At 68.3% G+C, this 24,236-nt stretch carries 27 protein-coding genes; 14 read left to right on the top strand and 13 right to left on the bottom strand.

The window, feature by feature from the left end; translation table 11 throughout:
* Positions 1-52: 52 nt before the first annotated feature.
* Genes miaA through ACWH49_RS19895 form a run of 4 tightly spaced genes read left to right on the top strand, consistent with a single transcriptional unit; the run spans position 53 to position 4,824 of the window.
* Positions 53-1,000: a tRNA (adenosine(37)-N6)-dimethylallyltransferase MiaA gene (gene miaA, locus ACWH49_RS19910; RefSeq protein ID WP_448173044.1), complete on the top strand. Its 948-nt coding sequence runs from the start codon at positions 53-55 to the stop codon at positions 998-1,000.
* Complete coding sequence (locus ACWH49_RS19905) at positions 997-1,656, top strand: ABC transporter ATP-binding protein (RefSeq protein WP_448173043.1); 660 nt, start codon at positions 997-999, stop codon at positions 1,654-1,656. The genes miaA and ACWH49_RS19905 overlap by 4 nt, the downstream gene beginning before the upstream one ends.
* Before the next feature lie 11 nt (positions 1,657-1,667).
* Positions 1,668-4,190 carry an FtsX-like permease family protein gene (locus ACWH49_RS19900; protein WP_448173042.1) on the top strand — a complete coding sequence of 841 codons (2,523 nt, stop codon included), beginning with the start codon at positions 1,668-1,670 and terminating at the stop codon, positions 4,188-4,190.
* A 55-nt stretch (positions 4,191-4,245) separates the two neighbouring features.
* Positions 4,246-4,824 carry a cysteine hydrolase family protein gene (locus tag ACWH49_RS19895; RefSeq protein WP_448173041.1) on the top strand — a complete coding sequence of 193 codons (579 nt, stop codon included), beginning with the start codon at positions 4,246-4,248 and terminating at the stop codon, positions 4,822-4,824.
* Here the strand turns inward: ACWH49_RS19895 and ACWH49_RS19890 are convergent.
* Entirely contained in the window at positions 4,749-5,324 is a 576-nt protein-coding gene (locus tag ACWH49_RS19890; RefSeq protein ID WP_448173040.1) for a M48 metallopeptidase family protein, read from the bottom strand. The genes ACWH49_RS19895 and ACWH49_RS19890 overlap by 76 nt on opposite strands.
* A 63-nt stretch (positions 5,325-5,387) precedes the next feature.
* On the opposite strand from ACWH49_RS19890, the gene ACWH49_RS19885 reads away from it, so the two are divergent.
* Both ACWH49_RS19885 and ACWH49_RS19880 read left to right on the top strand, forming a co-directional pair.
* Positions 5,388-5,741, top strand: coding sequence for a DUF1304 domain-containing protein (locus ACWH49_RS19885; protein WP_448173039.1), 354 nt, complete (start codon positions 5,388-5,390; stop codon positions 5,739-5,741).
* A gap of 71 nt (positions 5,742-5,812) precedes the next feature.
* The gene (locus tag ACWH49_RS19880; protein WP_448173038.1) at positions 5,813-6,811 is read left to right on the top strand and encodes an extracellular catalytic domain type 1 short-chain-length polyhydroxyalkanoate depolymerase; all 999 of its coding nucleotides are present in this window, start codon (positions 5,813-5,815) and stop codon (positions 6,809-6,811) included.
* Here the strand turns inward: ACWH49_RS19880 and ACWH49_RS19875 are convergent.
* Positions 6,790-7,467: a hypothetical protein gene (locus ACWH49_RS19875; RefSeq protein ID WP_448173037.1), complete on the bottom strand. Its 678-nt coding sequence runs from the start codon at positions 7,465-7,467 to the stop codon at positions 6,790-6,792. The genes ACWH49_RS19880 and ACWH49_RS19875 overlap by 22 nt on opposite strands.
* Positions 7,468-7,589: 122 nt before the next feature.
* On the bottom strand, positions 7,590-7,784 hold the full coding sequence (locus ACWH49_RS19870; protein ID WP_448173036.1) for a DUF2805 domain-containing protein: 195 nt from the start codon (positions 7,782-7,784) through the stop codon (positions 7,590-7,592).
* A 39-nt stretch (positions 7,785-7,823) separates the two neighbouring features.
* On the opposite strand from ACWH49_RS19870, the gene ACWH49_RS19865 reads away from it, so the two are divergent.
* Entirely contained in the window at positions 7,824-8,894 is a 1,071-nt protein-coding gene (locus ACWH49_RS19865) for a lipocalin-like domain-containing protein (RefSeq protein ID WP_448173035.1), read from the top strand.
* A 14-nt stretch (positions 8,895-8,908) separates the two neighbouring features.
* On the opposite strand, the gene ACWH49_RS19860 is transcribed toward ACWH49_RS19865, so the two are convergent.
* From ACWH49_RS19860 to ACWH49_RS19845, 4 genes are all read right to left on the bottom strand, one after another.
* Complete coding sequence (locus tag ACWH49_RS19860) at positions 8,909-10,516, bottom strand: DHA2 family efflux MFS transporter permease subunit (protein WP_448173034.1); 1,608 nt, start codon at positions 10,514-10,516, stop codon at positions 8,909-8,911.
* Between the two features lie 19 nt (positions 10,517-10,535).
* Positions 10,536-11,885, bottom strand: coding sequence for an HlyD family secretion protein (locus tag ACWH49_RS19855; RefSeq protein ID WP_448173033.1), 1,350 nt, complete (start codon positions 11,883-11,885; stop codon positions 10,536-10,538).
* A gap of 52 nt (positions 11,886-11,937) precedes the next feature.
* On the bottom strand, positions 11,938-13,380 hold the full coding sequence (locus ACWH49_RS19850) for an efflux transporter outer membrane subunit (protein ID WP_448174368.1): 1,443 nt from the start codon (positions 13,378-13,380) through the stop codon (positions 11,938-11,940).
* Positions 13,381-13,518: 138 nt separating this feature from the next.
* The gene (locus ACWH49_RS19845) at positions 13,519-14,001 is read right to left on the bottom strand and encodes a MarR family winged helix-turn-helix transcriptional regulator (RefSeq protein WP_056468017.1); all 483 of its coding nucleotides are present in this window, start codon (positions 13,999-14,001) and stop codon (positions 13,519-13,521) included.
* Positions 14,002-14,110: 109 nt separating this feature from the next.
* Here ACWH49_RS19845 and ACWH49_RS19840 point away from each other — a divergent pair, with 109 nt between their 5' ends.
* The 4 genes from ACWH49_RS19840 (at position 14,111) to ACWH49_RS19825 (ending at position 17,964) form a co-directional block, all read left to right on the top strand.
* Positions 14,111-15,934 (top strand): ABC transporter transmembrane domain-containing protein, encoded by a 1,824-nt coding sequence (locus ACWH49_RS19840; RefSeq protein ID WP_448173032.1) that lies wholly within the window; start codon positions 14,111-14,113, stop codon positions 15,932-15,934.
* Between the two features lie 139 nt (positions 15,935-16,073).
* Positions 16,074-16,751, top strand: a complete 678-nt coding sequence (locus ACWH49_RS19835; protein WP_448173031.1) for an OmpA family protein — start codon at positions 16,074-16,076, stop codon at positions 16,749-16,751.
* Positions 16,752-16,822: 71 nt separating this feature from the next.
* A complete protein-coding gene (locus ACWH49_RS19830; RefSeq protein WP_448173030.1) occupies positions 16,823-17,641 on the top strand; it encodes a thymidylate synthase in 819 nt (272 codons plus the stop codon).
* A gap of 74 nt (positions 17,642-17,715) precedes the next feature.
* On the top strand, positions 17,716-17,964 hold the full coding sequence (locus ACWH49_RS19825) for a hypothetical protein (RefSeq protein WP_448173029.1): 249 nt from the start codon (positions 17,716-17,718) through the stop codon (positions 17,962-17,964).
* Positions 17,965-17,980: 16 nt separating this feature from the next.
* On the opposite strand, the gene ACWH49_RS19820 is transcribed toward ACWH49_RS19825, so the two are convergent.
* The 4 genes from ACWH49_RS19820 to ACWH49_RS19805 form a co-directional block, all read right to left on the bottom strand.
* Positions 17,981-19,057 carry a hypothetical protein gene (locus ACWH49_RS19820; RefSeq protein WP_448173028.1) on the bottom strand — a complete coding sequence of 359 codons (1,077 nt, stop codon included), beginning with the start codon at positions 19,055-19,057 and terminating at the stop codon, positions 17,981-17,983.
* A 75-nt stretch (positions 19,058-19,132) separates the two neighbouring features.
* A complete protein-coding gene (locus tag ACWH49_RS19815) occupies positions 19,133-20,167 on the bottom strand; it encodes a hypothetical protein (protein WP_448173027.1) in 1,035 nt (344 codons plus the stop codon).
* Positions 20,168-20,257: 90 nt separating this feature from the next.
* Positions 20,258-20,497 carry a hypothetical protein gene (locus tag ACWH49_RS19810; RefSeq protein WP_448173026.1) on the bottom strand — a complete coding sequence of 80 codons (240 nt, stop codon included), beginning with the start codon at positions 20,495-20,497 and terminating at the stop codon, positions 20,258-20,260.
* Positions 20,498-20,532: 35 nt separating this feature from the next.
* A complete protein-coding gene (locus ACWH49_RS19805; protein ID WP_448173025.1) occupies positions 20,533-20,793 on the bottom strand; it encodes a hypothetical protein in 261 nt (86 codons plus the stop codon).
* 73 nt (positions 20,794-20,866) lie between these two features.
* Here ACWH49_RS19805 and ACWH49_RS19800 point away from each other — a divergent pair, with 73 nt between their 5' ends.
* Positions 20,867-21,091, top strand: coding sequence for a hypothetical protein (locus tag ACWH49_RS19800; RefSeq protein WP_448173024.1), 225 nt, complete (start codon positions 20,867-20,869; stop codon positions 21,089-21,091).
* A 200-nt stretch (positions 21,092-21,291) separates the two neighbouring features.
* Positions 21,292-21,495: a hypothetical protein gene (locus tag ACWH49_RS19795; RefSeq protein ID WP_448173023.1), complete on the top strand. Its 204-nt coding sequence runs from the start codon at positions 21,292-21,294 to the stop codon at positions 21,493-21,495.
* A 552-nt stretch (positions 21,496-22,047) separates the two neighbouring features.
* On the opposite strand, the gene ACWH49_RS19790 is transcribed toward ACWH49_RS19795, so the two are convergent.
* The gene (locus tag ACWH49_RS19790) at positions 22,048-22,419 is read right to left on the bottom strand and encodes a hypothetical protein (protein ID WP_448173022.1); all 372 of its coding nucleotides are present in this window, start codon (positions 22,417-22,419) and stop codon (positions 22,048-22,050) included.
* A 318-nt stretch (positions 22,420-22,737) separates the two neighbouring features.
* Positions 22,738-23,457: an SHOCT domain-containing protein gene (locus ACWH49_RS19785; protein WP_448173021.1), complete on the bottom strand. Its 720-nt coding sequence runs from the start codon at positions 23,455-23,457 to the stop codon at positions 22,738-22,740.
* A 343-nt stretch (positions 23,458-23,800) separates the two neighbouring features.
* Between ACWH49_RS19785 and ACWH49_RS19780 the strand changes: the two genes are divergently transcribed.
* Entirely contained in the window at positions 23,801-24,232 is a 432-nt protein-coding gene (locus ACWH49_RS19780) for a hypothetical protein (RefSeq protein ID WP_448173020.1), read from the top strand.
* Positions 24,233-24,236 lie beyond the last annotated feature (4 nt).

The following is a 24,236-nucleotide window of genomic DNA, read 5'->3' as shown; positions in this document are numbered from 1 at the left end:
TGCCGGCCTGCTACCCTTGACCGATGCATCTCGAATCACTGCCGCGCGCCCGATGAGCCGCTTCTCCTACCTGTGCCTTGCCGGCCCGACCGCCTCGGGCAAGACGGCCGCCGCGCTCGCGATCGCCACCGCGTGGCAGAACACGCGGCCGGTCGAGATCGTCAGCGTCGACTCGGCGCTGGTCTACCGCGGCATGGACATCGGCACCGCCAAGCCCAGCGCCGCCGAACGTGCGCAGGTGCCGCATCACCTAATCGACCTCATCGAGCCGAGCGAGGCCTATTCGGCGGCGCGCTTCGTCACCGATGCGCATCGGCTGATCGCCGAGATCACGGCGCGGGGCCACCTGCCGCTGCTGGTCGGCGGCACGATGCTGTACTTCAAGGCGCTGTTCGACGGGCTCGATGCGATGCCCGCGGCGGATCGCGGCGTGCGCACCGCCATCGCCGAACAGTTGGAACGCGACGGGCTGCCCGCGCTGTACCGCGAGCTGCAGCGGGTCGACGCGCTCACGGCCGCGCGCCTGAAGCCCGCCGACCAGCAACGCATCCAGCGCGCGCTCGAGGTCTACCGCGTCAGCGGCCAGCCGCTGTCGTCGTTCCACACCGAGAAGGTGGCGCTCGCGCACGCGCCGTTGATCTCGCTCGAGCCGGACGATCGCGCGTGGCTGCACGCGCGCATCGAGCAGCGCTTCCACCAGATGCTCGACGCCGGCCTGGTCGACGAGGTGCGCACGCTCGGCGAGCGCGGCGATCTCGACGCGGACATGCCGTCGATGCGCTGCGTCGGCTACCGCCAGACCTGGGAGGCGCTGGTCGCCGGCGACCTGTCGGCGCTGCCCGAGCGCGGCGTCGCGGCGACGCGCCAGCTGGCCAAGCGCCAGCTGACCTGGTTGCGCAGCCTGCCGCAACGCCACCGCGTGGCCTGCGACGCCGCCGACGCCACGGACAGCGTCGTCATGCTGGCGAGCCGGCTGGCCGCGGATCTCGTTCGCGCATGAGCGCGGGCGCGCCGCTGCTCGAGGTCGAGGCGCTCGCGAAGCGCTACGGCGAGACCACGATCTTCCGGAGCGTCGATCTGCAGGTCGCGCACGGCGAGTTCGTCGCGGTCATCGGCGAATCGGGCGTCGGCAAGTCGACGTTGCTGAACTGCATCGCCGGGCTGGACACGATCGCCGACGGTCGTGTGCGGCTCGCCGGCACTGAGGTCACCGCGTTGACCGAGCCCGAGCAGGCACTGTTCCGGCGCGTGCAGGTCGGCTTCGTGTTCCAGGCCTTCCACGTGCTCCCGCACCTGAGCGTCGCGCACAACGTCGGCCTGCCACTGCTGCTGCAGGGTCGACCGGACGAGGCGCGCGTCGACGCGGTGCTCGCCGCGGTCGGCCTGGCCGGGCTCGGCGCGCGACTCCCGCAGACGCTGTCCGGCGGCCAGCTGCAGCGCGTCGCGATCGCGCGCGCGCTGGTGCACCGGCCGGCGCTGATCCTCGCCGACGAGCCGACCGGCAACCTCGATCCGACGACCGCCGAGCGCGTGCTGGACCTCCTCTGTGCCGAAGTGCGGCGCGAAGGCGCCGCCTGCGTGCTCGTGACCCATTCGCGCGCCGCCGCGGCACGCGCCGACCGGGTGCTGACCCTGACCGCGAACGGCATGCGGTGAGGGGCCGCCGCATGCTCCTGGGCCCGTTGCTGCGCGAACTCTCCTGGCCCGAGCTGCGCCACCACCCGTGGCGCAACCTCGCGGCGCTGCTCGCGGTGATGCTCGGCGTCGCGCTGGCGTTCTCGGTGCAGCTGATCAACCAGTCGGCGCTGAGCGAGTTCAGCTCGGCGGTGCGCGCCGTCAATGGCGTGCCCGACTTCGAGCTGCGCGCCGCGGTTGGCAAGGTCGGCAGCGGCTTCGACGAAACGCTCTACGAACGCGTCGCGCGCCATCCGCAGGTCGCCAACGCCAGCCCGGTGATCGAGATCGACACCTACGCGTTCGACGCGCAGGGCCAGCGCGTGCCGCTCAAGATCATCGGGCTCGACGCACTCGTCGCCGGGACGCTGGCACCCGCGCTGATGCCCCGCCCGGTCGCCGGCACGGATCGCTTGTCGCTGCTCGCCCCCGACGCGCTGTTCCTGAACGCACAGGCGCGGCGCCGGCTCGCCGGCACGTCGCTGCGCGTGCAGACGCCGGGCGGCAGCGCGACGTTCAAGGTCGCGGGCGACATCGCCGCCGAAGGCGCACCGGTCGCGGTGATGGACATCGCCGGCGCGCAGGCCACGTTCGGCTGGCTCGGCCGCGTCGGTCGCATCGACGTGCGGCTGCGCAGCGGGGCCGACCGCGCCGCGGTGCTGCGCGAACTGGCGCTGCCGCCGGAGCTGCGCGCCGCCGCGCCCGACGAGGCCGCGCAGCGCGTCTCGAACGTCTCGCGCGCCTACCGCGTCAACCTCACCGTGCTGGCGCTGGTGGCGCTGTTCACCGGCGCGTTCCTCGTGTTTTCGATCCTGTCGCTGTCGGTCGCCAAGCGCCAGCCGCAACTCGCGCTGCTCGGTGTGCTGGGGCTGAGCGGGCGCGAGCGGCTCACGCTGGTGCTGGCCGAGTCGGCGCTGCTCGGCGCCCTCGGCAGCGCGCTCGGCATCGCGCTCGGCACGGCCCTGGCGGCGCTCGCGCTGCGGCTGCTCGCGGGCGACCTCGGCGGCGGCTACTTTCCGGGCGTGGCGCCGGCGCTGCAGTTCGACGCCGGCGCCGCGCTCGTCTATGGCGCGCTCGGCATCGCCGCGGCCTTGATCGGTGGCTGGCTGCCGGCGCGCGACGCGCAGCGCCTGGCACCGGCGCAGGCACTGAAGGGGCTGGGCGCCGGCGGTCCTCCGGTCGGCGCGGTATGGCTGGGGCCGGCGCTGCTGCTGACCGGTGTCGCGCTCGCGCTGCTGCCGCCGATCGCCGGCATTCCGCTGGCCGCCTACCTGGGCGTGGCCTGTCTGCTGCTGGGCGGCATCGCGTGCGTGCCGGGCAGCGTCGCGGTGCTGCTGCGCAGCATCGCACCGCCGACGAACGCGCTCGCACTGCTCGCCGTGGAGCGCGCGCGCCACCAGCGCCAGACCGCGACCATCGCGGTCGCCGGCGTCGTCGCGAGCCTCAGCCTGGCGGTGGCGCTGACCGTGATGGTCGCGAGCTTCCGCGAGTCGGTCACTCAGTGGCTGGACACCGTGCTGCCGGCCGATCTGTACGTGCGCGCCGCCTCGTCGCTCGGCGCCGGCGAGGTCGCGACGCTGCCGGCCGACCTGCCGCGCCGCAGCGCCGCGATCCGCGGCGTCGATCGCGCCGAGGCGCAGCGTGTGCTGAAACTGCAGTTCGATCCGGCGCGCCCGGCCGTCGTGCTGATCGCGCGGCCGCTCGACGATCCGGCGCGGCGCCTGCCGCTGGTCGGCGAACTGGTCGACGCGCCACCCGGGGCCACCGCGGTGTTCGTCAGCGAGGCGATGGTCGACCTGTACGGCGCCCGCCCCGGCACGCAGCTGCAACTGCCGCTGGCGGGCCGCCCGAGTGTCTACGTGCGCGGCGTGTGGCGCGATTACGCGCGCCAGCACGGCGCGCTGGCGATCGACGCGGCCGACTACCGCCGCCTGAGCGACGACACGCGCGTCAACGACCTCGCGCTGTGGTTGCAGCCCGGCGCCGATGCCGCCGCGGTGCAGCGCGACCTGCGCGTGCTGGCCGGCACGCTCGGGCTCGACGGCGCGCTGCTCGAGTTCGCCTCGGTCGGCGAGATCCGCGTCACGTCGCTGCGCATCTTCGACCGCAGCTTCGCGGTCACCTACTGGCTGCAGGCCGTCGCGATCGCGATCGGCCTGTTCGGCATCGCGGCCAGCTTCTCGGCGCAGGTGCTGGCGCGGCGCAAGGAGTTCGGCCTGCTCGCGCACCTGGGGCTGACACGGCAGCAGGTGCTCGCGGTCGTCGCCATCGAAGGCGCGGTCTGGACCGCCGCCGGCGCGCTGCTCGGGCTGCTGCTCGGGCTGGCGGTCAGCGTGGTGCTGGTCAAGGTCGTGAACCCGCAAAGCTTCCACTGGACCATGGATCTGCTGTTGCCGTGGGCGCGGCTGGCCGCCTTGTGTGCGGCGGTGGTGATCGCCGGCACGCTGACCGCGTGGCTCGCGGCCCGGCGCGCGGCGACGCGCGACATGGCGCTGGCGGTCAAGGAAGACTGGTGACCGGGCCTCGCTGGCCGCTTAGACTGTCCGCTCTCAACCTCGAAGGAGCAGCACCATGGCGAGCGTGCGCGCGGGCAGCAAGAGCGTCCTGATGGTGGTGGACGTGCAGGTCGGCGTGGTCGCCGAGGCCTGGCAGGCGCCGCGCGTCGTCGCGAACGTCGCGCGCGCCGTCGAGCGGGCACGCGCCCGGCAGGTGCCCGTGATCTGGGTGCAGCACGCCGACGCGGAACTCGTCCACGGCAGCCCGGAATGGCAGTGGGTGCCCGAGCTGGTGCCGGCCGAGGGCGAGCTGCGCATTCACAAGCACTTCAATTCGGCGTTCGAGCAGACCGGGCTCGACCATGAACTCGAGCGGCTCGACGCGGCCCGCATCGTGCTGGCCGGCGCGGCCACCAACTGGTGCATCCGCGCGACGGCCTACGCCGCGCTCGAACGCGGCTACGACCTGACGCTGGTCAGCGACGCGCACACCACCGGGACGATGGCGTTCGACGACGGCACGACGATCGACGCCGCCGATGTGGTGCGCGAGCTCAACGTCGCGATGCGGTGGCTCAGCTACCCGGGCCGGACCAACGGCACGGCGACCGCCGAGGCGGTCGATTTCTCCGCGACCGCCGGCCACAGCGGCTGACCGCTCGCCTCGGCCTGCATCAGCGCGAGCCGCAGGTCGAGCTCGAACTGGTGGTAGTCGGGCTCCATGTGCGTGCACAGCGCGTAGAACGCGCGGTCGTGTGCGCGCTCCTTCAGGTGCGCGAGCTCGTGCACGACGATCATCCTCAGGAACGCCTCGGGCACGCTGCGGAAGATCCCGGCGATGCGGATCTCGCGCTTCGCCTTGAGCTTGTTGCCCTGGACCCGCGCCACCGTGGTGTGGGTGCCGAGCGCGTTGGCGATCACGTGCAGCCGGTTGTCGAACACCACCTTGGCCAGCGGCGCCGCGTTGCGCAGGTAGCGGCTCTTCAGCGCCGTCGTGTAGTCGTACAGCGCGCCGTCGGTGCGCACGCCGTGCGGCGCGCCGTAGCGGCGCTGCAGCCGCTCGGCCAGCACGCCCTGCGCGATCAGGTCGCGCGCCTGCGCCTGCAGCTCGGCCGGGTAGCCGCCGAGGTAGTTGGGCGTGGGCAGCGTCGTCATCGGGGCGCCAGCATACCTGCGCATCGTCGACACTACGGCACCCAACAAGGAAAGGTGAAGCCGATGATCGCGAACGTGCTGGTGGGGCTGGTGGCGCTGATCCACCTCTACATCGTCGTGCTCGAAATGGTGCTGTGGGACAAACCGTTCGGGCGCAAGGTGTTCGGCAACAGCGCCGAGTTCGCGACCGCATCGAAGGTCCTGGCTGCGAACCAGGGCCTGTACAACGGCTTCCTCGCCGCCGGGCTGCTCTGGGGCCTGAGCATGGGCGCGGCCGGCCAGCCGGTGCAGCTGTTCTTTCTCGGCTGCGTGATCGTCGCCGGGCTCTACGGCGCGATGACCGTGGGGCTCAAGATCCTGTTCGTGCAGACGGTGCCGGCGGCGCTCGCGGTGGCCGCGATCCTGCTGGCGCGCTGACGGCCAGACCGATGGCCCGGCGCGCGCGGAAGCCTCCGTGGGCAGGCGCGTTCCAGCGCACGCTCAAGGCGATGACGCGCGCGACATTGCGCGCGAGCCGGCGCGCCGTCGTGCAGGCGACTGCAAAAAGCGCGCGGACGAACGCCAGGCCGGTCCCGGCCGGGCGCCCGGCGGCCCGATCGAGCGCCGCGCGAGCGACGAAGGCAAGCGCCGGCCCCTGGGCGACCGGCGTCGCCGTCGGCCCGGCCGGCGCCCGCCGCTACCGCTGGTGGCGGCCACCCGGCACCGGCCGCAAGACGCCGCTGCCGCTGCTCGTCATGCTCCACGGCTGCGACCAGGATGCGCCCGCGTTCGCACGCCTCACGCGGTTGCAGACGCTCGCGACGCGCGAAGGCTTCATGCTGCTCTTCCCCGAGCAGGAGCGTCTGGCCAACGCGCATGGCTGCTGGAACTGGTTCGACACGCGCCATGGGCGCGCCCAGGCCGAGGCGGCCAGCATCGTCGCGGCGGTCGACCAGGCCTGCGCGCTGCATGGGGCCGACCGGACACGGGTCGCGATCGGCGGGCTGTCCGCCGGCGCCGGCATGGCGTCACTGGTCGCGCTGCAGCACCCGGGGCGATTCCAGGCGGTCGTCATGCATTCAGGCATCGCGCCGGGGGCGGCACATTCGACCGCCACGGCCTTGAGTGCGATGCGCGGCCGGCGGCGGCCCGGCCCGTGGCCGCACGCGCCGCTGCTGCCGCCGCTGCTGGTGATCCAGGGCCTGTCGGACCCCATGGTCGCGCCGCCGAACGGCCGCGCCGCCGCGCAGGCCTGGGCCGAGGCCCTGGGTGCAAGCGCGGCGGCGACGCGCACCGTGCAGCGCGGCACCCGCCGCGCGATGGACGTGACCGATTTCAAACGCGCGGGCCGCGCCCTGGTGACGCTGTGCGAGGTGCGCGGCCTCGGCCACGCCTGGAGCGGCGGTGCTGCGGGCCAGCCCTACAGCGACCCGACCGGCCCGGATGCCGGCCGCATGCTGTGGGCGTTTGCCAATCGCTGCTTCGCTCAGTCGGCCGCGAAGCAATAGAACAGGCCGGCGCCGCCGGTGGCCTTCAGCGCGTCGGGGCTGCAGCCGCGAGACATGTGCGAGGAGTTCCACGATTTCGCCGGCACGCTCTCGTCCAGTCCGGTCTTGTCGTGGTGGCCGAGCATCGCCGAGCCTTCGCCGCTCTGCGTCCAGTTGCCGCAGGTGGTGTTGACGTTGCCGGCGATGAAGGTGCCGTCCGGCTGCGAGCCGGTCAGCACGTCGTGCATGTTGGGCGTGTCGCCCCGGCCGTTGACGATGGCACCCGACTCGGTCAGCGCGGTCTGCTTGTTGAGGTTGTTGGTGCCATGGAGGTTGGCCACGTCGGTCGCGACGACCACGCCCTTGGCGTTGGTCCACGGGCCCTTGCCGATGCGGTCGCGGGCGTTGACGCCCGGCACATTGGCCGTCGGCTGCTGGCTCAGGTAGGCGCGCCAGGTGCGGTTGCCGGCGCCCGCGGCGCTGGCGAGTTTCTGGCACTGCGCGTCGGCACCCGCGAGGCCGCCCAGGTCCGCGCCCTTGCCAGGACCGGCGCTGGTGACGAAGAAGCTCATGCCGGTCTTGCCGGTCGACATGCTGCCGCACGCGGCCAGGACGGCGACCGCGACGGCCCCGGCGGCGACGGTCCACTTGCGGTTCGGCTTGTTCGTTTGCAGCATCTTGTTTCTCCTCTGGGGTGATGAATTCGAGCGGTGAAGTCTGCCGCAACGCGGCGCGCCCGCAGACTAGGGCAAAGACCGACGCGACTCAAGCGTCGGAGCAGATCGAAGGGACAAGGAATTCAGCGCCCGCGCGCGCGTACGCTCCAGGTGCGGAAGGCGTTCGGCGTGAGAGCACGCCGCAGCAGCGCGACCAGCTGGCCTTCGTTGAGGCCGTGCGCCATCAGCACCGCGTTGAACGGCGGACGGTCGTCCCAGGCGGTCGCGATCACGCGCTGGATCTCGGCGGGGGTCAGGCGCGGAACGGGTTTGGCCATGCGCCGCATTGTGACGCCATGCTGTGCGATGCTCGCCCGATGGACCGACGCTCCCTGCTGCTGTGGCTCGCCGCGACCCCTGCGCTCGCCGCGGCGGATGCGCCCGACGCGATGCGCTTCCCGGTCGACTTCGGCGCGCACCCGGCCGCGCGCACCGAATGGTGGTACGTGACAGGCAGCCTGCAGGCGGACACGAGACTGTGGGGATTCCAAATCACGTTCTTCCGCTCGTCGACCGGCATCGGCGCCGGCGCGCAGAGCCGCTTCAATCCGGCCCAGCTGCTGTTCGCGCACGCGGCGGTGACCGACCTCGAAGGTCGACGCCTGCGGCACGACCAGCGCATCGCGCGCGCCGGCTTCGGCATCGCACAGGCGCGCGCCGACGACACCGACGTGGTGCTGCGCGACTGGCGCCTGGCGCGCACGCCCTCGCCTGCCGCCGCCGACCGCAGCCGCTACGCGGCCTTCGTCGCGAGCGACAGCGCGGGCTTCACGCTCGACCTGCAGCTCGATTCGGCCCAGCCGGTGCTGCTGCAGGGCGACGCCGGCCTGTCGCGCAAGGGCCCCGCGGCGGGCGACACCAGCCGCTACTACAGCGAACCGCAGCTGATGACCCGCGGCACGCTGACGCTCGACGGCCGCGCCACGGCCGTGACGGGCCGCGCCTGGCTGGACCACGAGTGGAGCGACGCGTTCGTGCCTGCCGGCGCGGTCGGCTGGGACTGGATCGGCATGAACCTGGACGACGGCAGCGCGCTCACCGCGTTCCGCCTGCGCCGTGCCGACGGCGGCAGCGTCTACGCCGGCGGCAGCCTGCGACGCGCGGGCGACGCGGTGCGCAACTTCGCGTCCGGCGAGGTCGGCTTCACACCCGGCCGCGTCTGGGAAAGCGCGAGTTCGCGCGCGCGCTACCCGGTCGAATGGACGATCGCGACGCCGGCGGGCCGTTTCACGGTGGCCGCGCTGCTCGACAACCAGGAACTCGACAGCCGCGGCAGCAGCGGCGCGATCTACTGGGAGGGCCTGAGCGACCTGCGCGACGAATCGGGCCGCCGCGTCGGCCGCGGCTACCTCGAGATGACGGGCTACGCGGCGGCGCTGCGCCTGTAGCTGCGCGCATCGGGTCAGTGGGCGCCGCCGCCGCCCGCGCCGCCGCCCGGCTTCGGCTTCGCGAACCAGATCACCGCGATCAGCGCGAAGAACAGCAGCGAGGACATGTAGAACACGTCGGTCACCGCCATCGTGTAGGCCTGCTGGTCGATCAAGCGGTTCATGTTCGCGGCGGCCTGCTCCGTGCTCAAGCCGGTGGCCGCGAGCTGCGCGGCGAACTGCGTCGCACTGACATTGGTCGCGTTGATCTGCTCCGCGAGCTGGGCGTGGTGCAGGATCGCGCGGTTTTCCCACAGCGTCGTGAACAGCGAGGTACCGACCGCGCCGGCGGTGATCCGCACGAAGTTGGACAGGCCCGCTGCCGAGGGCATGCGGTCCGGCGTCAGCCCCGAGAACACGATCGCCTGCAGCGGGATGAAGAAGAACGCCATCGCCGCGCCCTGCAGGATCGTCGGGATCAGGATCGTGTAGAAGTCGGCCTGCGTGTTGAAGTTCGAGCGCATCCACAGCACCGCGCCGAAGCCGACGAAGGCCACCGTCGCGAGCTTGCGCGGATCGATCTTGCTGACGTTCTTGCCGACCCACGGCGACAGGATGATCGCCAGGATGCCCACCGGCGCCGTCGCGAGGCCGGCCCAGGTCGCGGTGTAGCCCATGTACTGCTGCAGCCACAACGGCAGCAGCACCACGTTGCCGAAGAACAGCCCGTAGGCGATCGACAGCGAGGCCGTGCCCATCGTGAAGTTGCGGCGCGCGAACAGGCGCAGGTCGACGACCGGGTGCTTGTCGGTCAGCTCCCAGGCCAGGAAGAACAGGAACGCGACCGTCGCCGTCACCGCGAGGATGATGATCTGGCCGGAGTTGAACCAGTCGAGCTCCTTGCCCTTGTCGATCATGATCTGCATCGCGCCGACGAACAGCACGAGCAGCCCCAGGCCGACGTAGTCGAGCGGCACCTTGCGCGGCCCCGGGTCGCGCTTGTGGTAGATCGACCAGGTCAGCCCGGCCGCGATGATGCCGACCGGGATGTTGATGTAGAAAATCCACGGCCACGAGATGTTGTCGGTGATCCAGCCGCCGAGCAGCGGGCCGGCCACCGGCGCGACGAGCACGGTCATCGCCCACATCGCCATCGCGGTGCCGGCCTTCGCGGCCGGGTAGCTCGCGAGCAGCAGCGTCTGCGACAGCGGGATCATCGGCCCGGCGACGAAGCCCTGCATCACGCGGAACGCGATCAGCATCGGCATGTTCGGCGCGAGACCGCACAACCACGACGCGATCACGAACAGGATCACGCTCGCGGTGAACAACCTCACCTGGCCGAAGCGCTGCGTGAGCCAGCCGGTCAGCGGCACCGAGATCGCGTTCGCGACCGCGAACGAGGTGATCACCCAGGTGCCCTGCGACGGGCTCACGCCCAGGTCGCCCGAGATCGCCGGGATCGAGACGTTCGCGATCGACGTGTCGAGCACGTTCATGAAGGTCGCAAGCGACAGCGCGACCGTGCCCAGCACGAGCTGGCTGCCGGTCAGCGGCGGGAACGCAGTATGCGGGCGCGGCGCGGCCGGCGGCGCCGGCGGCGCGCCGGTCGGGGCCGGCAGGGCGGCGGAAGTCGACGACATGGTCAGGCGCTCCGGCGCATCACTTCAGGTGAACGGCCGGCGGCACGGCGGCGATCGTCGCGACCGCCGCGGCGGCCGACACCGGACCGGCCGCGGAGGCCGTCAGCGGAGCCGACTTGGCCCTGGCGCCGCGGGCGACGGCCGGCGCGCTCACCTTGCCGCCATTGGCCGCGATGATGCGGCGCACTTCGGCATCTGCAGCACTGTTGTTCTGGTCGAAGACGCTGGTCTGCGCGACCGTCGACGGCCGCGACGCGTCGGCCAGCATGCGGCCCTCGGTCTTGCTGATGTCGACCTTCGCGTCCATCGACAGGCCGACGCGCAGCGGGTGCTCGACCAGGTCCTTGGGATCGAGCCTGATGCGCACCGGCACGCGCTGCACCACCTTGATCCAGTTGCCGGTCGCGTTCTGCGCCGGCAGCAGCGCGAATGCCGCGCCCGTGCCCGCGCCCAGGCCTTCGATGCGGCCGTTGAACTCGACCTTCTTGCCGTACACGTCGGCCTCGAGCGTCACCGGCTGGTCGATGCGCAGGTTCTTGAGCTGGCTTTCCTTGAAATTGGCCTCGACCCAGACCTGGTTCAGCGCGATCACCGACATCAGCGGCGCACCGGCCTGCACGCGCTGGCCGAGCTGCACGCTGCGCTTGGCGATATAGCCGTCGACCGGCGCGAGCAGGTCGGCGCGCTTGAGCGCCAGATAGGCCTCGCGCACCCGCGCCGCCGCGCGCAGCACGTTGGGGTGCTGCTCGACGGCAATGCCATCGGTCAGCGTCTGGTTCGAGCTGAGCTGCTCCTTCGCGGCGAGCACCGCCGATTGCGCGGCGACCACGCCGCTCTTGGCGGCGGCGAGCTGCGAGGTGGAGTGGTTGAACTCCTCCTTGCCCACAGCGCCGGTGGCCACCAGCGGGGCGCGGCGGGACACGTCGTCCTGCGCGCGCGCGACCTCGCTCTGCGCGCGCGCCAGGTCGGCCTGGCGCAGCGCGATCTGCGCCTTCAGGGTGCTGTTGTTCGCGTAGAGCGTGCGCACCTCGCGCACGGTCTGCGCCAGCTGAGCCTCGGCCTGGTCGAGCGCGACCTGTGCGTCCGCCGGGTCGAGTTTGACGAGCAGCTGGCCGGCCTTGACGTGGTCGGTGTCGTCGGCGTTGATCGCGACGACGGTGCCGCCGATCTGCGGCGTCAGCTGCACGACGTTGCCCTGCACGTAGGCGTTGTCGGTCGACTCGTAGTGGTTCAGCACCAGCGCCCAGTAGGCGCCATAGGCGATGCCCGCGACGACGACGGCGGCCGCGACGGCCGTGAGTGCGCGCTTGCGCGCCGGGTTGCCGGGCTGCGGGACGGCGGCGGGGACATTGTTATCGGGGGCGCTCATGGTTCGTACTCCGGGAGATTCGTGGGCGTGTTCTTCGGATCGGGCGTGGCGCTTACTGACCGGCCGCCGTGGTCTGCGTGACCGGCTCGGCGTAGCCGCCGCCAAGGGCGCGGATCAGCGCGATCTGCACGTCGAGGGCGCGCGCCTTCAGGTCGGTCGCGAGGCGGCGCTGGTTCAGCACCGTCGATTCGGCGTTCAGGACGGTCAGGTAGCTGCCCAGACCGGCCTTGTAGCGCTGCGTGGCCAGGTCGTAGGCCGACTCGGCGGCGGCCTGCGCCTTGGCCTGCTCGGCCTGCTGGCGCGCGATCGAGCGTACCGAACTGATCTGGTCGGCGGCGTCGTGCACGGCGTCGAGCACGGCGCCGTTGTAGCTCTCGATCGCTGCGTCCAGGTCAGCCGTCTTGCCGCGCAGGTTGGCGCGCAGCCGGCCGGCGTCGAAGATCGGCAGCGTCAGCGCCGGGCCGATACCGTATTGCTCGCTGCCGGAGCGCACGAGGCGGTCGAGGCCGATCGCGTTCAGACCGACGAAGGCCGTCAGGTTGATGTTCGGGTAGAAGCTCGCCTTCGCGTTCTTCACGTCGCTGGTGGCGGCCTCGATGCGCCAGCGCGCGGCGGCGATGTCGGCGCGGCGGCCGAGCAGGTCGGCCGGCAGCGTGTCGGGCACGGCCACCGCCTGCACGGTCCGGAGCGGCACCACCAGGGCGTCGAGCGCATTCGGCGCCTGCGCGGTCAGCGCAGCCAGCGTGTGGCGCGCGAGAGCGACCTGCTCGTCGAGCTGCTCGATCTGCTGGCGGGATTCGGGCAGCAGGCCCTCGCCCTGGCGCAGCTCGACGTTGGTGTCGAGCCCGCCCGAGACGCGCTGGCGGATCAGCGAGAGCGTCTCGTCGCGCTGCTTCAACGCGCGCGCGGCGACGTCGCGCTGCTCGAACAGCCGGCCGAGCTGCACGTAGGTGCGGGCGACGTTGCTGGCCAGCACGATGCGCGCGGCCTGCACGTCGGCCTGCGCCGCGCGCTGCGCGCCGACGGCGGCTTCGATCGCGGCCCGGTTGCGGCCGAAGAAGTCGAAATCGTAGGACGCGCCGATCTGGGCGGTGCCGATCGTGAAGATGCCGCCGCCCAGCGGCGGCGGGTAGATGCCGTTCTTGCTGAAGCGCTGGCGGGTGGCGTCGAACTCGCCGTTGACCTTGAGCCCATCGGCGGATTGCGCCCCGGCGATCACGGCCTGCGCGCGCTCGAGGCGCGCCTGGGCGACCTTGAGACTGGGGTTGCCGGCCAGCGCACGTTCGACCAGGCCGTCGAGCGTCGAATCGCCGAACGCGTGCCACCAGTCGGCCGCCAGCGGCAACGCGCTGGCCACGGCGTTCGCATCGAGACCGACACTGGCCGGCGCGATCGTCTGCGCGACCGGCGCGATGCCGGCGCTGCTCGCGCACCCGCCGAGCGTCAGCACGACGCTGGAGGCGATCGCGACCGCGATCGCGGTGATCGCGGGCAGGCTGGTCCTGGCGCAGCGGACGTGGTCCTGGACCGATTCCAGCACGTGCTGGAGAGTCGCTTCGTTCAATAGTTGTTGTGGCTTCATTTGCTCAGGCAATCAAATCGGTTCAATTCGGGGCGGGTGCGTCGTGGCCGCTCAGCCGGCCTCGCGCATCGCGTCGCCGGCCTCGACCATGCGTTCGAGGTAGTTACGCAAGGCGTGCCATTCGGTCTTCGAGAAACCAGCGAGGTGCGCATTGAGCACCTCGGCCAGCACTGCGGGGACCTCGGCGATGGCGGCCTCGCCGTCGGGCGTCAGCTCGACCTGCACGACGCGGCGGTCCTCGGTCGAGCGCACGCGCTTGCACAGGCCCTTCTTTTCCAGCCGGTCGAGCAGGCGGGTCATCGCGCCGGGATCCTGGTTGAGCCAGCGCGCGAGCTCGGCGACGGTGGCCCCGCCGGTGGCCTGCAGGCGCATCAGCGGGCCCCACTGCGCACTGGTCAGGCCGTGGGCGTCGAGCCGCTTGTCGGCCTGCGAGACGATCGACAGCATGATGCGCTTCATCAGGTAGCCGACGCTTTCCTCGGCGCAATAGCCGGCGGCGCGATAGAAGTCGGCAGGAGGAGCGGTGCGGGTCACGGCGGTCTCGGTTCAACAGGGTTGAGGGAAATATAACTGCCTAGTCAATTATTGTCAAGGCTGTATCTGCCATCGCACGTTCCGGCACCGGCCGCCCTACACTTCCGCCATGTCCCGTTCCATGCCCTCGTTGCCGGCGCCCGCGTCGGCGCCTGCCCGCAGCACTGCGCCCGCGCCCGGACGCAACGTCCGCTCGCTCGGCGGGCTGCGTCCGTTCCTCCGACCGTACCGCGTCAAGATCGCGCTGGCGGTCCTGTTCCTCGTGATGGCGGCCCTGAGCACGCTGGTCTTCCCGGTGGCGATGAAATCGCTGATCGACCAGGGCTTCGTCGCGGCCGAGCCCGGCGAGCGGGTGATGGCGCTGCGCCAGCACTTCGTCGCGCTGTTCGCGGTCGGCGCCGCGCTCGGGCTGTTCTCCGGCCTGCGCTTCTACATGGTCACCTGGCTGGGCGAGCGCATCACCGCCGACCTGCGCAACGCGGTGTACGCGCACGTGGTCACGCAAAGCCCCGAGTTCTTCGAGACCAACCAGACCGGTGAAGTGCTGTCGCGCCTGACGACCGACACGACGCTGGTGCAGACCGTCGTCGGCTCCAGCCTGTCGATGGGCCTGCGCAACGCGGTGATGGGGATCGGCGCGATGGCGATGCTGATCGCGACCAACCCGGTCGTGATGACGCAGGTGCTCGGCATCCTCGTGATCGTGGTGCTGCCGAGCCTGTATTTCGGCCGCCGCGTGCGCAACCTCAGCCGCGCCAGCCAGGACCGGGTGGCCGATTCGAGCGCGATCGCGGCCGAGGTGCTGAACGCGATCCCCGTGGTTCAGAGCTACACCCAGGAGGCGCGCGAGGCGCAGCGCTTCGACGTCTCGACGGAGAACGCGTTCGCGACCGCGGTGCGCCGCACCCGCATGCGGGCCATCCTGGTCGCGTTCATCATCACCGCCACGTTCGGTGCGCTGCTGTGGGGCCTGTACCAGGGCACGCAGGCAGTCGAGCGCGGCCAGATCAGCGCCGGGCACCTGGGGCAGACGGTGATCTACGTGATCATCCTGGTCAGCAGCGTGGCGGTGCTGTCCGAGGTCTACGGCGACCTGCTTCGCGCCGCCGGGGCGACCGAGCGCCTGATGGAACTGCTGCACGTCAACTCGCCGATCGCCTCGCCGGCCAAGCCAGTGGCGCTCGCCGCGACCACGGGTGGCTCGGCGGTGGCGCTTCGCGATGTGACGTTCCGCTACCCGTCGCGACCGCAGCACGCGACCCTGTCGCACTTCAACCTGGACGTCGCACCGGGCGAGACGGTGGCGCTGGTCGGCCCGAGCGGCGCCGGCAAGAGCACGGTGTTCCAGTTGCTGCTGCGCTTCTACGACGTCGGTGCCGGCTCGGTGACCGTCGATGGCGTCCCGGTGCGCGAGGTCGACCTGCACGCGCTGCGCGAGCGCATCGGCATCGTGCCGCAGGACAGCGTGATCTTCTCGACCGACGCGATGGAGAACATCCGCTACGGCCGGCCGACAGCGAGCGACGCGGAGGTGATCGCCGCGGCGCGCGCCGCGTTCGCGCACGACTTCATCACCGCGCTGCCGGACGGCTACCAGACCTTCCTCGGCGAGCGCGGCGTGCGCCTGTCGGGCGGCCAGCGCCAGCGCATCTCGATCGCGCGCGCGATGCTGAAGAACCCGCCCTTGCTGCTGCTCGACGAGGCCACCAGCGCGCTCGACGCCGAGAGCGAGCGCATGGTGCAGGCCGCGCTCGAATCGGCGATGAAGGACCGCACGACCCTGGTGATCGCGCACCGGCTGGCGACGGTGCAGCGCGCCGACCGCATCGTCGTGATGGAAGCGGGCGAGATCGTCGAGACCGGCACGCATGCGGAGCTGGTCGCGTCCGGCGGGTTGTACGCACGGTTGGCGGCGCTGCAGTTCGACCGGTGAGCCGGCAGGCGGCGCGACGCCGCGCGGGTTGCAAGTCGACACGTCCGGTTGCAGCCCCGCGCCAGCGCGGGCATCCAAGCCTCGCCAGAATCGCGCGATGCGCGGCCGATCGGCACGCGCTCGGACAAGGAGCCTTCACATGAACGACAACATCATCATTCGCCCCGTCGCGATGCCGGTGCGCCTCGGCGCACTCGCCCTCGCCGCCCTGCTCACTGCCGGCTGCGCCGACATGAGCGAGCGCCAGAAGGGCACGGCGGTCGGCGCGGGCGTCGGCGCCGGCGTCGGGGCGGTCCTCGGTTCGGCCACGGGCGGCAAGGCCGGCACCGGCGCGGTGATCGGCGGCGCACTCGGCGCGGTCGCCGGCAACCTGTGGTCCAAGCGCATGGAGGACCGCCGCAACGCCATGGAACAGGCCACGCGCGGCACCAACGTCGAGGTCACGCGCACCGAGAACAACGAGCTCAAGCTCAACATCCCGAACGACATCTCGTTCGACACCGGCAGCGCCGCGATCAAGCCGCCGCTGCGCGCCGTGCTCGACCCGTTCGCAAACAGCCTGCGCGACGACCCGACGGCGCGCCTGCTGATCGTCGGCCACACCGACAACACGGGCTCGGCGGCGATCAACAACCCGTTGTCGGTCGAGCGCGCACAGAGCGTGCGCGACTACCTGGTGACGCGCGGGGTCGCGGGCGCACGGGTCGAGACCGCCGGCCGCGGCGACCGCGAGCCGATCGCCAGCAACGCCAGCGACGCGGGCCGCGCGAAGAACCGCCGCGTCGAGATCTTCCTGCGCGAACCGGCATCGAGCTGAGCGCGGCGACGGCAACGGCACCGCGGGCCGGCATGGATAATCGCGGCTCGCCCACGAAGGACGCCGCCGCGATGCCCTCTCCCGACCGCCCGATCCGCTCGCAATACGAAGATTTCATGCGCCACGTGCGCACGCATGGCGTCTTCAAGGCCGACCGCACCGGAACCGGCACCACAAGCGTGTTCGGGCACCAGATGCGCTTCGACCTGCGCGAGGGCTTCCCGCTCGTCACGACCAAGAAGGTCCATCTCAAGTCGATCATCCTCGAGCTGCTGTGGTTCCTGCGTGGCGATGGCAATGCCACCTGGCTGCAGGAGCGCGGCGTGACGATCTGGGACGAGTGGGCCGCGCCAAACGGCGATCTCGGGCCGGTTTACGGCGTGCAATGGCGTTCGTGGCCGACGCCGGACGGCGGTCACATCGACCAGATCGCCGAGGTCGTCAAGCAACTCAAGACCAACCCGGATTCGCGCCGCATCATCGTGAGCGCCTGGAACGTGGCCGAGCTGTCGAAGATGGCGCTGATGCCGTGCCATGCGTTCTTCCAGTTCTACGTCGCCGAAGGTCGCCTGAGTTGCCAGCTGTACCAGCGCAGCGCCGACATCTTCCTCGGCGTGCCGTTCAACATCGCCAGCTATGCCCTGCTCACGCACATGCTGGCGCAGCAGTGCGACCTGGAGGTCGGCGACTTCATCTGGACCGGCGGCGACTGCCACATCTACAGCAACCATGCAGAGCAGGTCGCGCTGCAACTGACACGCGCGCCGCACGCGTACCCGACGCTCCACATCAAGCGCCGGCCCGCATCGATCTTCGACTACGACTACGACGACTTCGAGGTGGTCGGCTACGAGCACCACCCCGCGATCAAGGCGCCGGTCGCCGTCTAGAGCGCGAGCCAGCCGACAGCGCGCTGCGGCGTTGTCCTACAGGTCCGGGCGCGGCCGGATCGAAAAATGGCGGGATGCAAAAAGCCCGCTCCTGCTTCCCGTGGATCGCGCGCTACTGCGCGCGCACGCTGGAGCTGGTGCCCTCGCTGCCGGGACCGATCGCGGTGAAGTGGGCGGTCAGCGGCTTCCCGTACTGCGGCGACGCCGAGCCGGAAGAGGCGGCCGAGAAATTCGTCAAGACCTGGTACGCGCAGGAGAAGATCCGCTCCACCGAGAGCCTGCGCAGGTTCTTCGGCGAACAGGGCCGTCGCAACACCCAGTAGCGCCGGTGGGGGTTGGTCAGGCGCTTCCGGCCAGCCGTCCGATCGCAATCTTCAGCCCGTAGATCAGGAACGGGACGACAAGCGAGGCCATGACCTCCTTGACGATCTTCGGATTGAATGGCCACGTGGAGGCCGCGAGGATCTGGGCCTCGTAGGCACCGAGGACGACCATCGGCTGGTACAGGCGGACGGCGTCGTGGTGTGCGCCTTCGGCCAGTTCCCGCTTGTACGCGCTGCGGGCCAGCGTCCAATGCTGACGCACGACCGTCAACTCACGCTGCTGCGCGGCGACCAGGGCGCGGTGGATGCTCCACACCGACGTGAAGAACAGGGTCAGCGCGACCACGATCAGGATCGAGTAGATGACGAGCGAGCGCACGCTGTGCAAGGTCTCGTACGACTGGAAGAGCAGACTCAGGCAGATGCCGCCGACGAAGGTCAGCGCGACGGTCTGGCCCCAGCGGGCCATCGGCGCCAGCAGCTGACGATCGAACAAATCGAGCTCCAGGCCGGCACCCACCACGCGCGCGAGTCGCCGCGTTCGCTCCACCCCGTCGAAGATTGCCAGCGCCATCAGGCTGAACAGAACGACGTTGGCCGTGACGAGGTACAGCCGCAGCCACGTTTCGTCGATCCGCCAGGAACTGGTGACCCAGAACGAGAAGGCCGCACCGATCGACATGGCGATCACTTCGCCGCGCCGGCTGCGGGCGTGGACCTTGTCGACGATGCCGGGTTCGCTGAATAGTGGCCGAAGCGCGTCGATTGCCAGCGCAAAGCGCCCATGGAGCCACGGATAGATGCCCAGGATGTAGATGATCAGGGTCGGTTCCAGGCCCAGCTTCCAGAGCCCGCGCGGACGGACCGCCGCCTGCCCGCCGGGCGACAGCATCGCCACCGACAACAGCAACGCAAGCAGAAAGACGATGACCGCGGCAAAGGTGTACCGCGACAAACCCGCGTGGGTCACGATCCGATCGACGAGCGACTGAGATTTCGTGGTCATCGAGAGAAAACGCCTCCGAGTCGTGGATGACTTGGAGGCGTTCGTGCCGGAATATCGGTGAACAGAAAACTGGTGGGCTGGGGTCACACGAACTCACCTATGAGCCGTGACTGCCCACTGGTTGAGTTCCTGCAAAAGTTCCTGCGTCGTCGCCTGCCGACTTTAGGCTGAAGCTGAGGGGGTCGCACCCTCACCGTCCTCAGCGAGCTTGGGCCACTCGACGCTGACGATTGAGGCCGTGGTTATCTCCCCGCGAAGTCTGGTTCCGTTGATCTGCATGTACAGCGGTTTCCGATCCCATTCGGCAGTCTTCAGCTTTTCCTTTTGCTTCTGGTCGAGCGCCGTGCCTTTGAAGGTCGCATTGAACTCGATCGAGGTGTCTGTGCTGAACAGCGATAGCCGGACTTGTTCAGGCTGCTGCCAGTCAATCTTTTGAATCCTGTAGTGTCCGTTCAATTGCACAGCTTCCGACTCGGATCGCGGAGCGAGCGCGATGATTCGAGCCTCTTCCCGGGTGAGCTTGACGTCTTGAACTTCGACAGTTGCGGCGTCCCCGGTAGATCTCAAAACATCGTGGCGAACGTCATCAAAATCCTGACTAGCGTACTTCAACTGGGGTCGCTCATTCATTGCGTCGGCCAGGTTTTGCATTCGCTGCGTTTCCTGCTGCGACATAGCAACGGCCTGCTGCGTAGCCGCGTCGACTTTCTTGTCCTCGGAGCGGTGCTTCAAGAAGGCCTTGAACGCCAACGTCGTGCCACCAATGAGCGCGAGTCCCAACACTGCGATCAGTATCTCTTGAGAAGTCATTTTGCCCACCAATGCCGTTGCGAGCTTCTCGGCGTACTCGCCGAGGTCAACCTTGATGAGAGAGCTGCCTTTTTCAACCTTGGCCTTGAACTGAATGCTTCGACGTTCCTCAGCAGTGAGAGAACGGGCATTTGTCGTGTCGTGGACTGCACGGGCATACGCGCGATTCATCGCCTGTTGTAGATGCACCAGGGACTCGGCAATGTCCGGCGTAATCGTACTCTCGTAGCCCTTTCCCTCAAGCTTGATGCTGATGATCGGCCAGGTTGTGAAGCTAATGTCCAGATTGCTGTCCGTCAGTTCATCATGGAGCGCGCTTTGTAGTAATTCGAAGGCTTGATCTTCGTTCGTTATTTCGATCTTCGTTGCCGGAACAGCCGTGACCATCAGATGCCTTGAGGAAGGTAAGACTATCCGAATGTAACTGCTGGCTACCAGACGCGATATCCCATAGACGCGGGAAATGTCGGACAGAATTCACCCGTTCCGCTGCCAGCTGCTCGTCGTGTTGGCGCGCATCTCGTCGTCGTTCTCCGGCAGGTCGCGCACCTCACACGTGCCGGGCACCGTGGAGGCCTCCGGGTGACGCTGCAGCGCCGTCGCCGCGGTCATCAGGTAGCGGGTCTTGCGCAGCTTGCCGGTGCGCTCGTCGCGGATCATCCACAGGTGGAACTCGGTCGGTTTCATGTCGCCGACGATGCGCGACGGGTGGCTCATGGGGTGAGCCATTTGTAGGTCGGCGGTCTGATCAGTCACTCGCTCGCAGAGGGGCGGCCGTCGACCAATTTCATGCTGCGCGCATGCATCAGGGCCCGTTGTGTGTGAAGCTTTTCCAGAACACACACGTATTGCTTGAGCGCCGTTTGCGTATCGGCGTGCCACCGGTCCATTTCGGCGAGGTCGACATCCTGTCCCGCCAGTGCACGTTTGTGAAACTCGCGAGCTCCGGCAGCGAGTCGGTCCCAGCGCTGGCGCGCCGTGTCGAGCAACTGATACAACTGACCCTGGTCCATCGGGAACCTGAAAAATCTGGTTGCGATAGTTTGTCTATCGGAGATAGGATAGTCCGTCGGCAAGAAACTCGCCATGGAAAAAACCGCCAAGGTTTGCTGGCTCCTCCGGTTCGCGACTCATCTGCACAAGATGCATCCGGACTGCGATGGTGTTGCTGCCGCGCAGGCCGCAAAGGACACCTATCCCGAAGCCTCGCACGTTCCGCCCGAAGCTGCGGCAGAGAGGTATTGGCACGCCAAAGGATTGGGAGAGCGCTGGTCGATAGGCACCGACAACGGCCGCAAGCCCGCCGAGTGACCCAGCGCCGCGAGCGCCAGCCGACGCGCCTCGAGTAGCGCGCGCGCCTGCGCTGTTGCTCGGGACCAGGGGAACGGCATGCACAGCCATGTGCAGATCGACCAGTGCGGCCTTGAGTGCGACCAGGGCCTCGGCGTCGACCGTAAACAGGGGTGCCGCGGTGCTCATGTCGGGCCCGCCGATTGCCGACGACGCACATCATGGACACATCGCGTACGGACTGGTGTAAGCGCTTCGCCAACGCGTTGCTGGCGCTCGATGAGACGACCGACCGAGCGGAGGCCGAGTGGTTGGCCCAGGCTGCCTACCCGAGCGCTCGGCTTCTGTCGCCCGAGGATGCGGCCGCCCGTCTTCTGGGTGTGGCGGTGCGCGATCATCGCAATGCGCCGCCACCGGCGCGGTAAGAAGCCTCCAGGGCGTCGACAGCTGCCCAGTCGAGCCAGCGACGTCGACCAGATACCGGTTGCCACCGACGTTGATAACCACCGCGCGGGCCACAGGTTCGCCCAGTGACCCAGCGCCGCGAGCGTTTGCCGGCGCGCCTCCATCAGCGCGCGCGACTGCGCGGCGTTGCTCGGCACAAGCGGTAGGGCGTCCACGGTCAGGCGCAGGTCGACCAGCGCGATTTCTTTCCCCGCGCAGGCTATGCTGAACGGATGGAATGGACTCTTTTCCTCACGGTCGCCGCTCTTGCTGGCCAGCCGCGCATTGAGGGAAAGTGGGACGAACTCGTGACAACAGCCGGAACGTATTCCACCAAGGCGCAATGCGAGGGCCGCGGAGAATCTGTTTTGCGGGTGGTGAAGGCCTCGCGCCCAGCCGCAGCTGTTTCTGTCGACTGCCGACCAGCGGATCCTCGACAACCAGTGGATCCTCGACAACCGACATTGAGATGATTGGGGCCCCGTAGACGCTGGATGCCGGACTCGCTTACCTGCGAATGCACAGTACCTTCGCTATCCGGCGGGACAGAATGCGGGCAGAGCCTCTACGGCTTCACCCTCTGCCTTTAGCATGTGATCAACGTCTCTCATCGATTGACATGCGTCCCATACATCTTTGACAGTCAACACCAGCACCGCCGCTTGGCCGAATCCAGGGACGAAATCTACAACCACTGAACCGATGTTTCGAGCGACGAGACGTCCCATGCGCTGCCTCAGCTCCACGTAAATCGGTTTGAACGTCACCGCGCGGATGTAGTTTCGCATTTCGAGGTTCTGTGCGTGCAGGGACAGCTTCTCCCACGCCCGCTCGTACGTCGCGAACCGCTCTCGCATTACCGTTATCCCGGCATCGACGGCGACGCCTCTGATGTAATCGGCCATCAGTGATGCTCGAGTGGCCTCCACTAGTGGACTTCTCATCGATTCAATTGCAGCATTCACAGCGGCTTCACGTTGTCTCATCGCCCTCGCGGTGACGCTTTCGCCAAACAGACGTTCGCGTAACGAAGGATCTGCACTCGAAAGAAGCGACGAAACGAGTCGGTAGCCGAAAGCGTGCGCATCTGCATTTAAGAGCGTCAGCGCATTCGTGCACAGGAGCAGCGACACAAGAAGTACAAGAGTACTCGTCACTACGCGCGAGCCAACTGGTTTCCGCGACACGGCCGATGAATCAAGTTGATCGCTCATTGAGAACCTTCAGGACTTTGCTGCCAGTACGCGAGCCTTCGCGGCAATGAACTCGTCTGCTGTTAGCGCCCCTGAGTCACGCAGGGCGGCCAGCCGTTCGAGCTGCGCGTAGAGAGGCATTCGCGAGGATTCTGGTCGCGACTTCGCATTGAGCGGCGAGTCAACGTTTTCAGGTTTGACTTCCTTAGTCGGTACGGCAGCAGCAATGAGCGCCTTTATCTCGTCGTCCTCACTCAAGGCCGCCAACCCCACAGCGTTCGAATTGATGTCGTCCACCTGCTCGGCGGACGCGCCTTTAGACAGGAGCAGAGAGATGGCCTTCTTTGAACGGCGAAGAACTGCGTACTGGAGGAATCCTCTACCGGTAGCTAGCCTACCGTGCGGCGAAAACTGTCTCTGAAGAAGTCGCTCCATCGTCGCTACGTCGTCAAACTCCAGCGCATGCTTGAATTCGAGTTCCGCGTCAGTTGCCATTGGTCGCGGCTCAGGGGCGTGCATCGGACCCGAATCGATCACCGCCTTGCTCGTGGCTGACGGGGCGAAAAGCACTAGAAGTACTCCTACTATGCACGCCATACCGCCCGCCAAAAGCAAGTTTTGGCGATCCTGCAGCAATCCGATGTTGAGCACTCTTCCAGAACCAGAAGAGACCGATGGGTCAAAAATTAGCAGGGCATACGCGGCCATGAGCCCGCCAACCACCAACAGAATCTTGCCGATCGATCGCATGCTTATTTTCCCGTGCATGGTTTAGAGGTCGATTCAAACAATCGACACTCTGATGATTGAACTGGTAGAGCGAAGCATGTTCGCCACCCGTCCGCGGCTTTCCGCTTCAGTCACCACGTCGCCACCACCCGGCGAAATGGGGCGCAATGTGCCAGGGCAAATGTCTCACGGGTGCAGGCCTTCCGTATCCCACACTTGAGGGGGTTGGGGGCTCCCAGCTATCTAGTAATAGCGACCGTTGTTGCGGCCTTCCGTCAGCGAAACCGGTCGGTGGCCGACCGGAGAAGCCACGCTGCGCCAAATCGAAATCAGGGGCTAGTGATGCGCTTCAGCATTGGATATGATGAAGTTTGCGAACAACAAAAGGGGGTGGAACTTGAAGCTGCTTGCAACTTGGATGTCGCTGTCGCTCTTGTCACCGCTTGCGTTGGCGCAAGAAGATTGGATCAATATTGCTGCCTCTGACGAGAGCAAGTGGCACGTCAAATCTGGATCCCTTGAATCGACCAAGACGAGAGGCGGAACGCCTATCGCGGTTGTCATAGGCCGGATTTCCAACGAGACAACCAAGCGGATAGATCTGTTCAAGTGGTACGTCCCCATCCAAGATTGCGAGCGCGGCCTGGGAAAGGTCGTCTCGCTGGGTATTGATGGCGAGTACAAGTTTGAGAACGATTTTGTGAATGGCAGCGGAAGCATCGCTACGGCGATGGCTGAAGCAATATGCGGGGCGCAAAAGTACCGAACCACAGAGCGACAAAAAAAGGGAATCTAGTCGC

This window comes from Rhizobacter fulvus (assembly GCF_964020785.1).
This window is presented reverse-complemented; position numbering and strand designations above follow the sequence as displayed.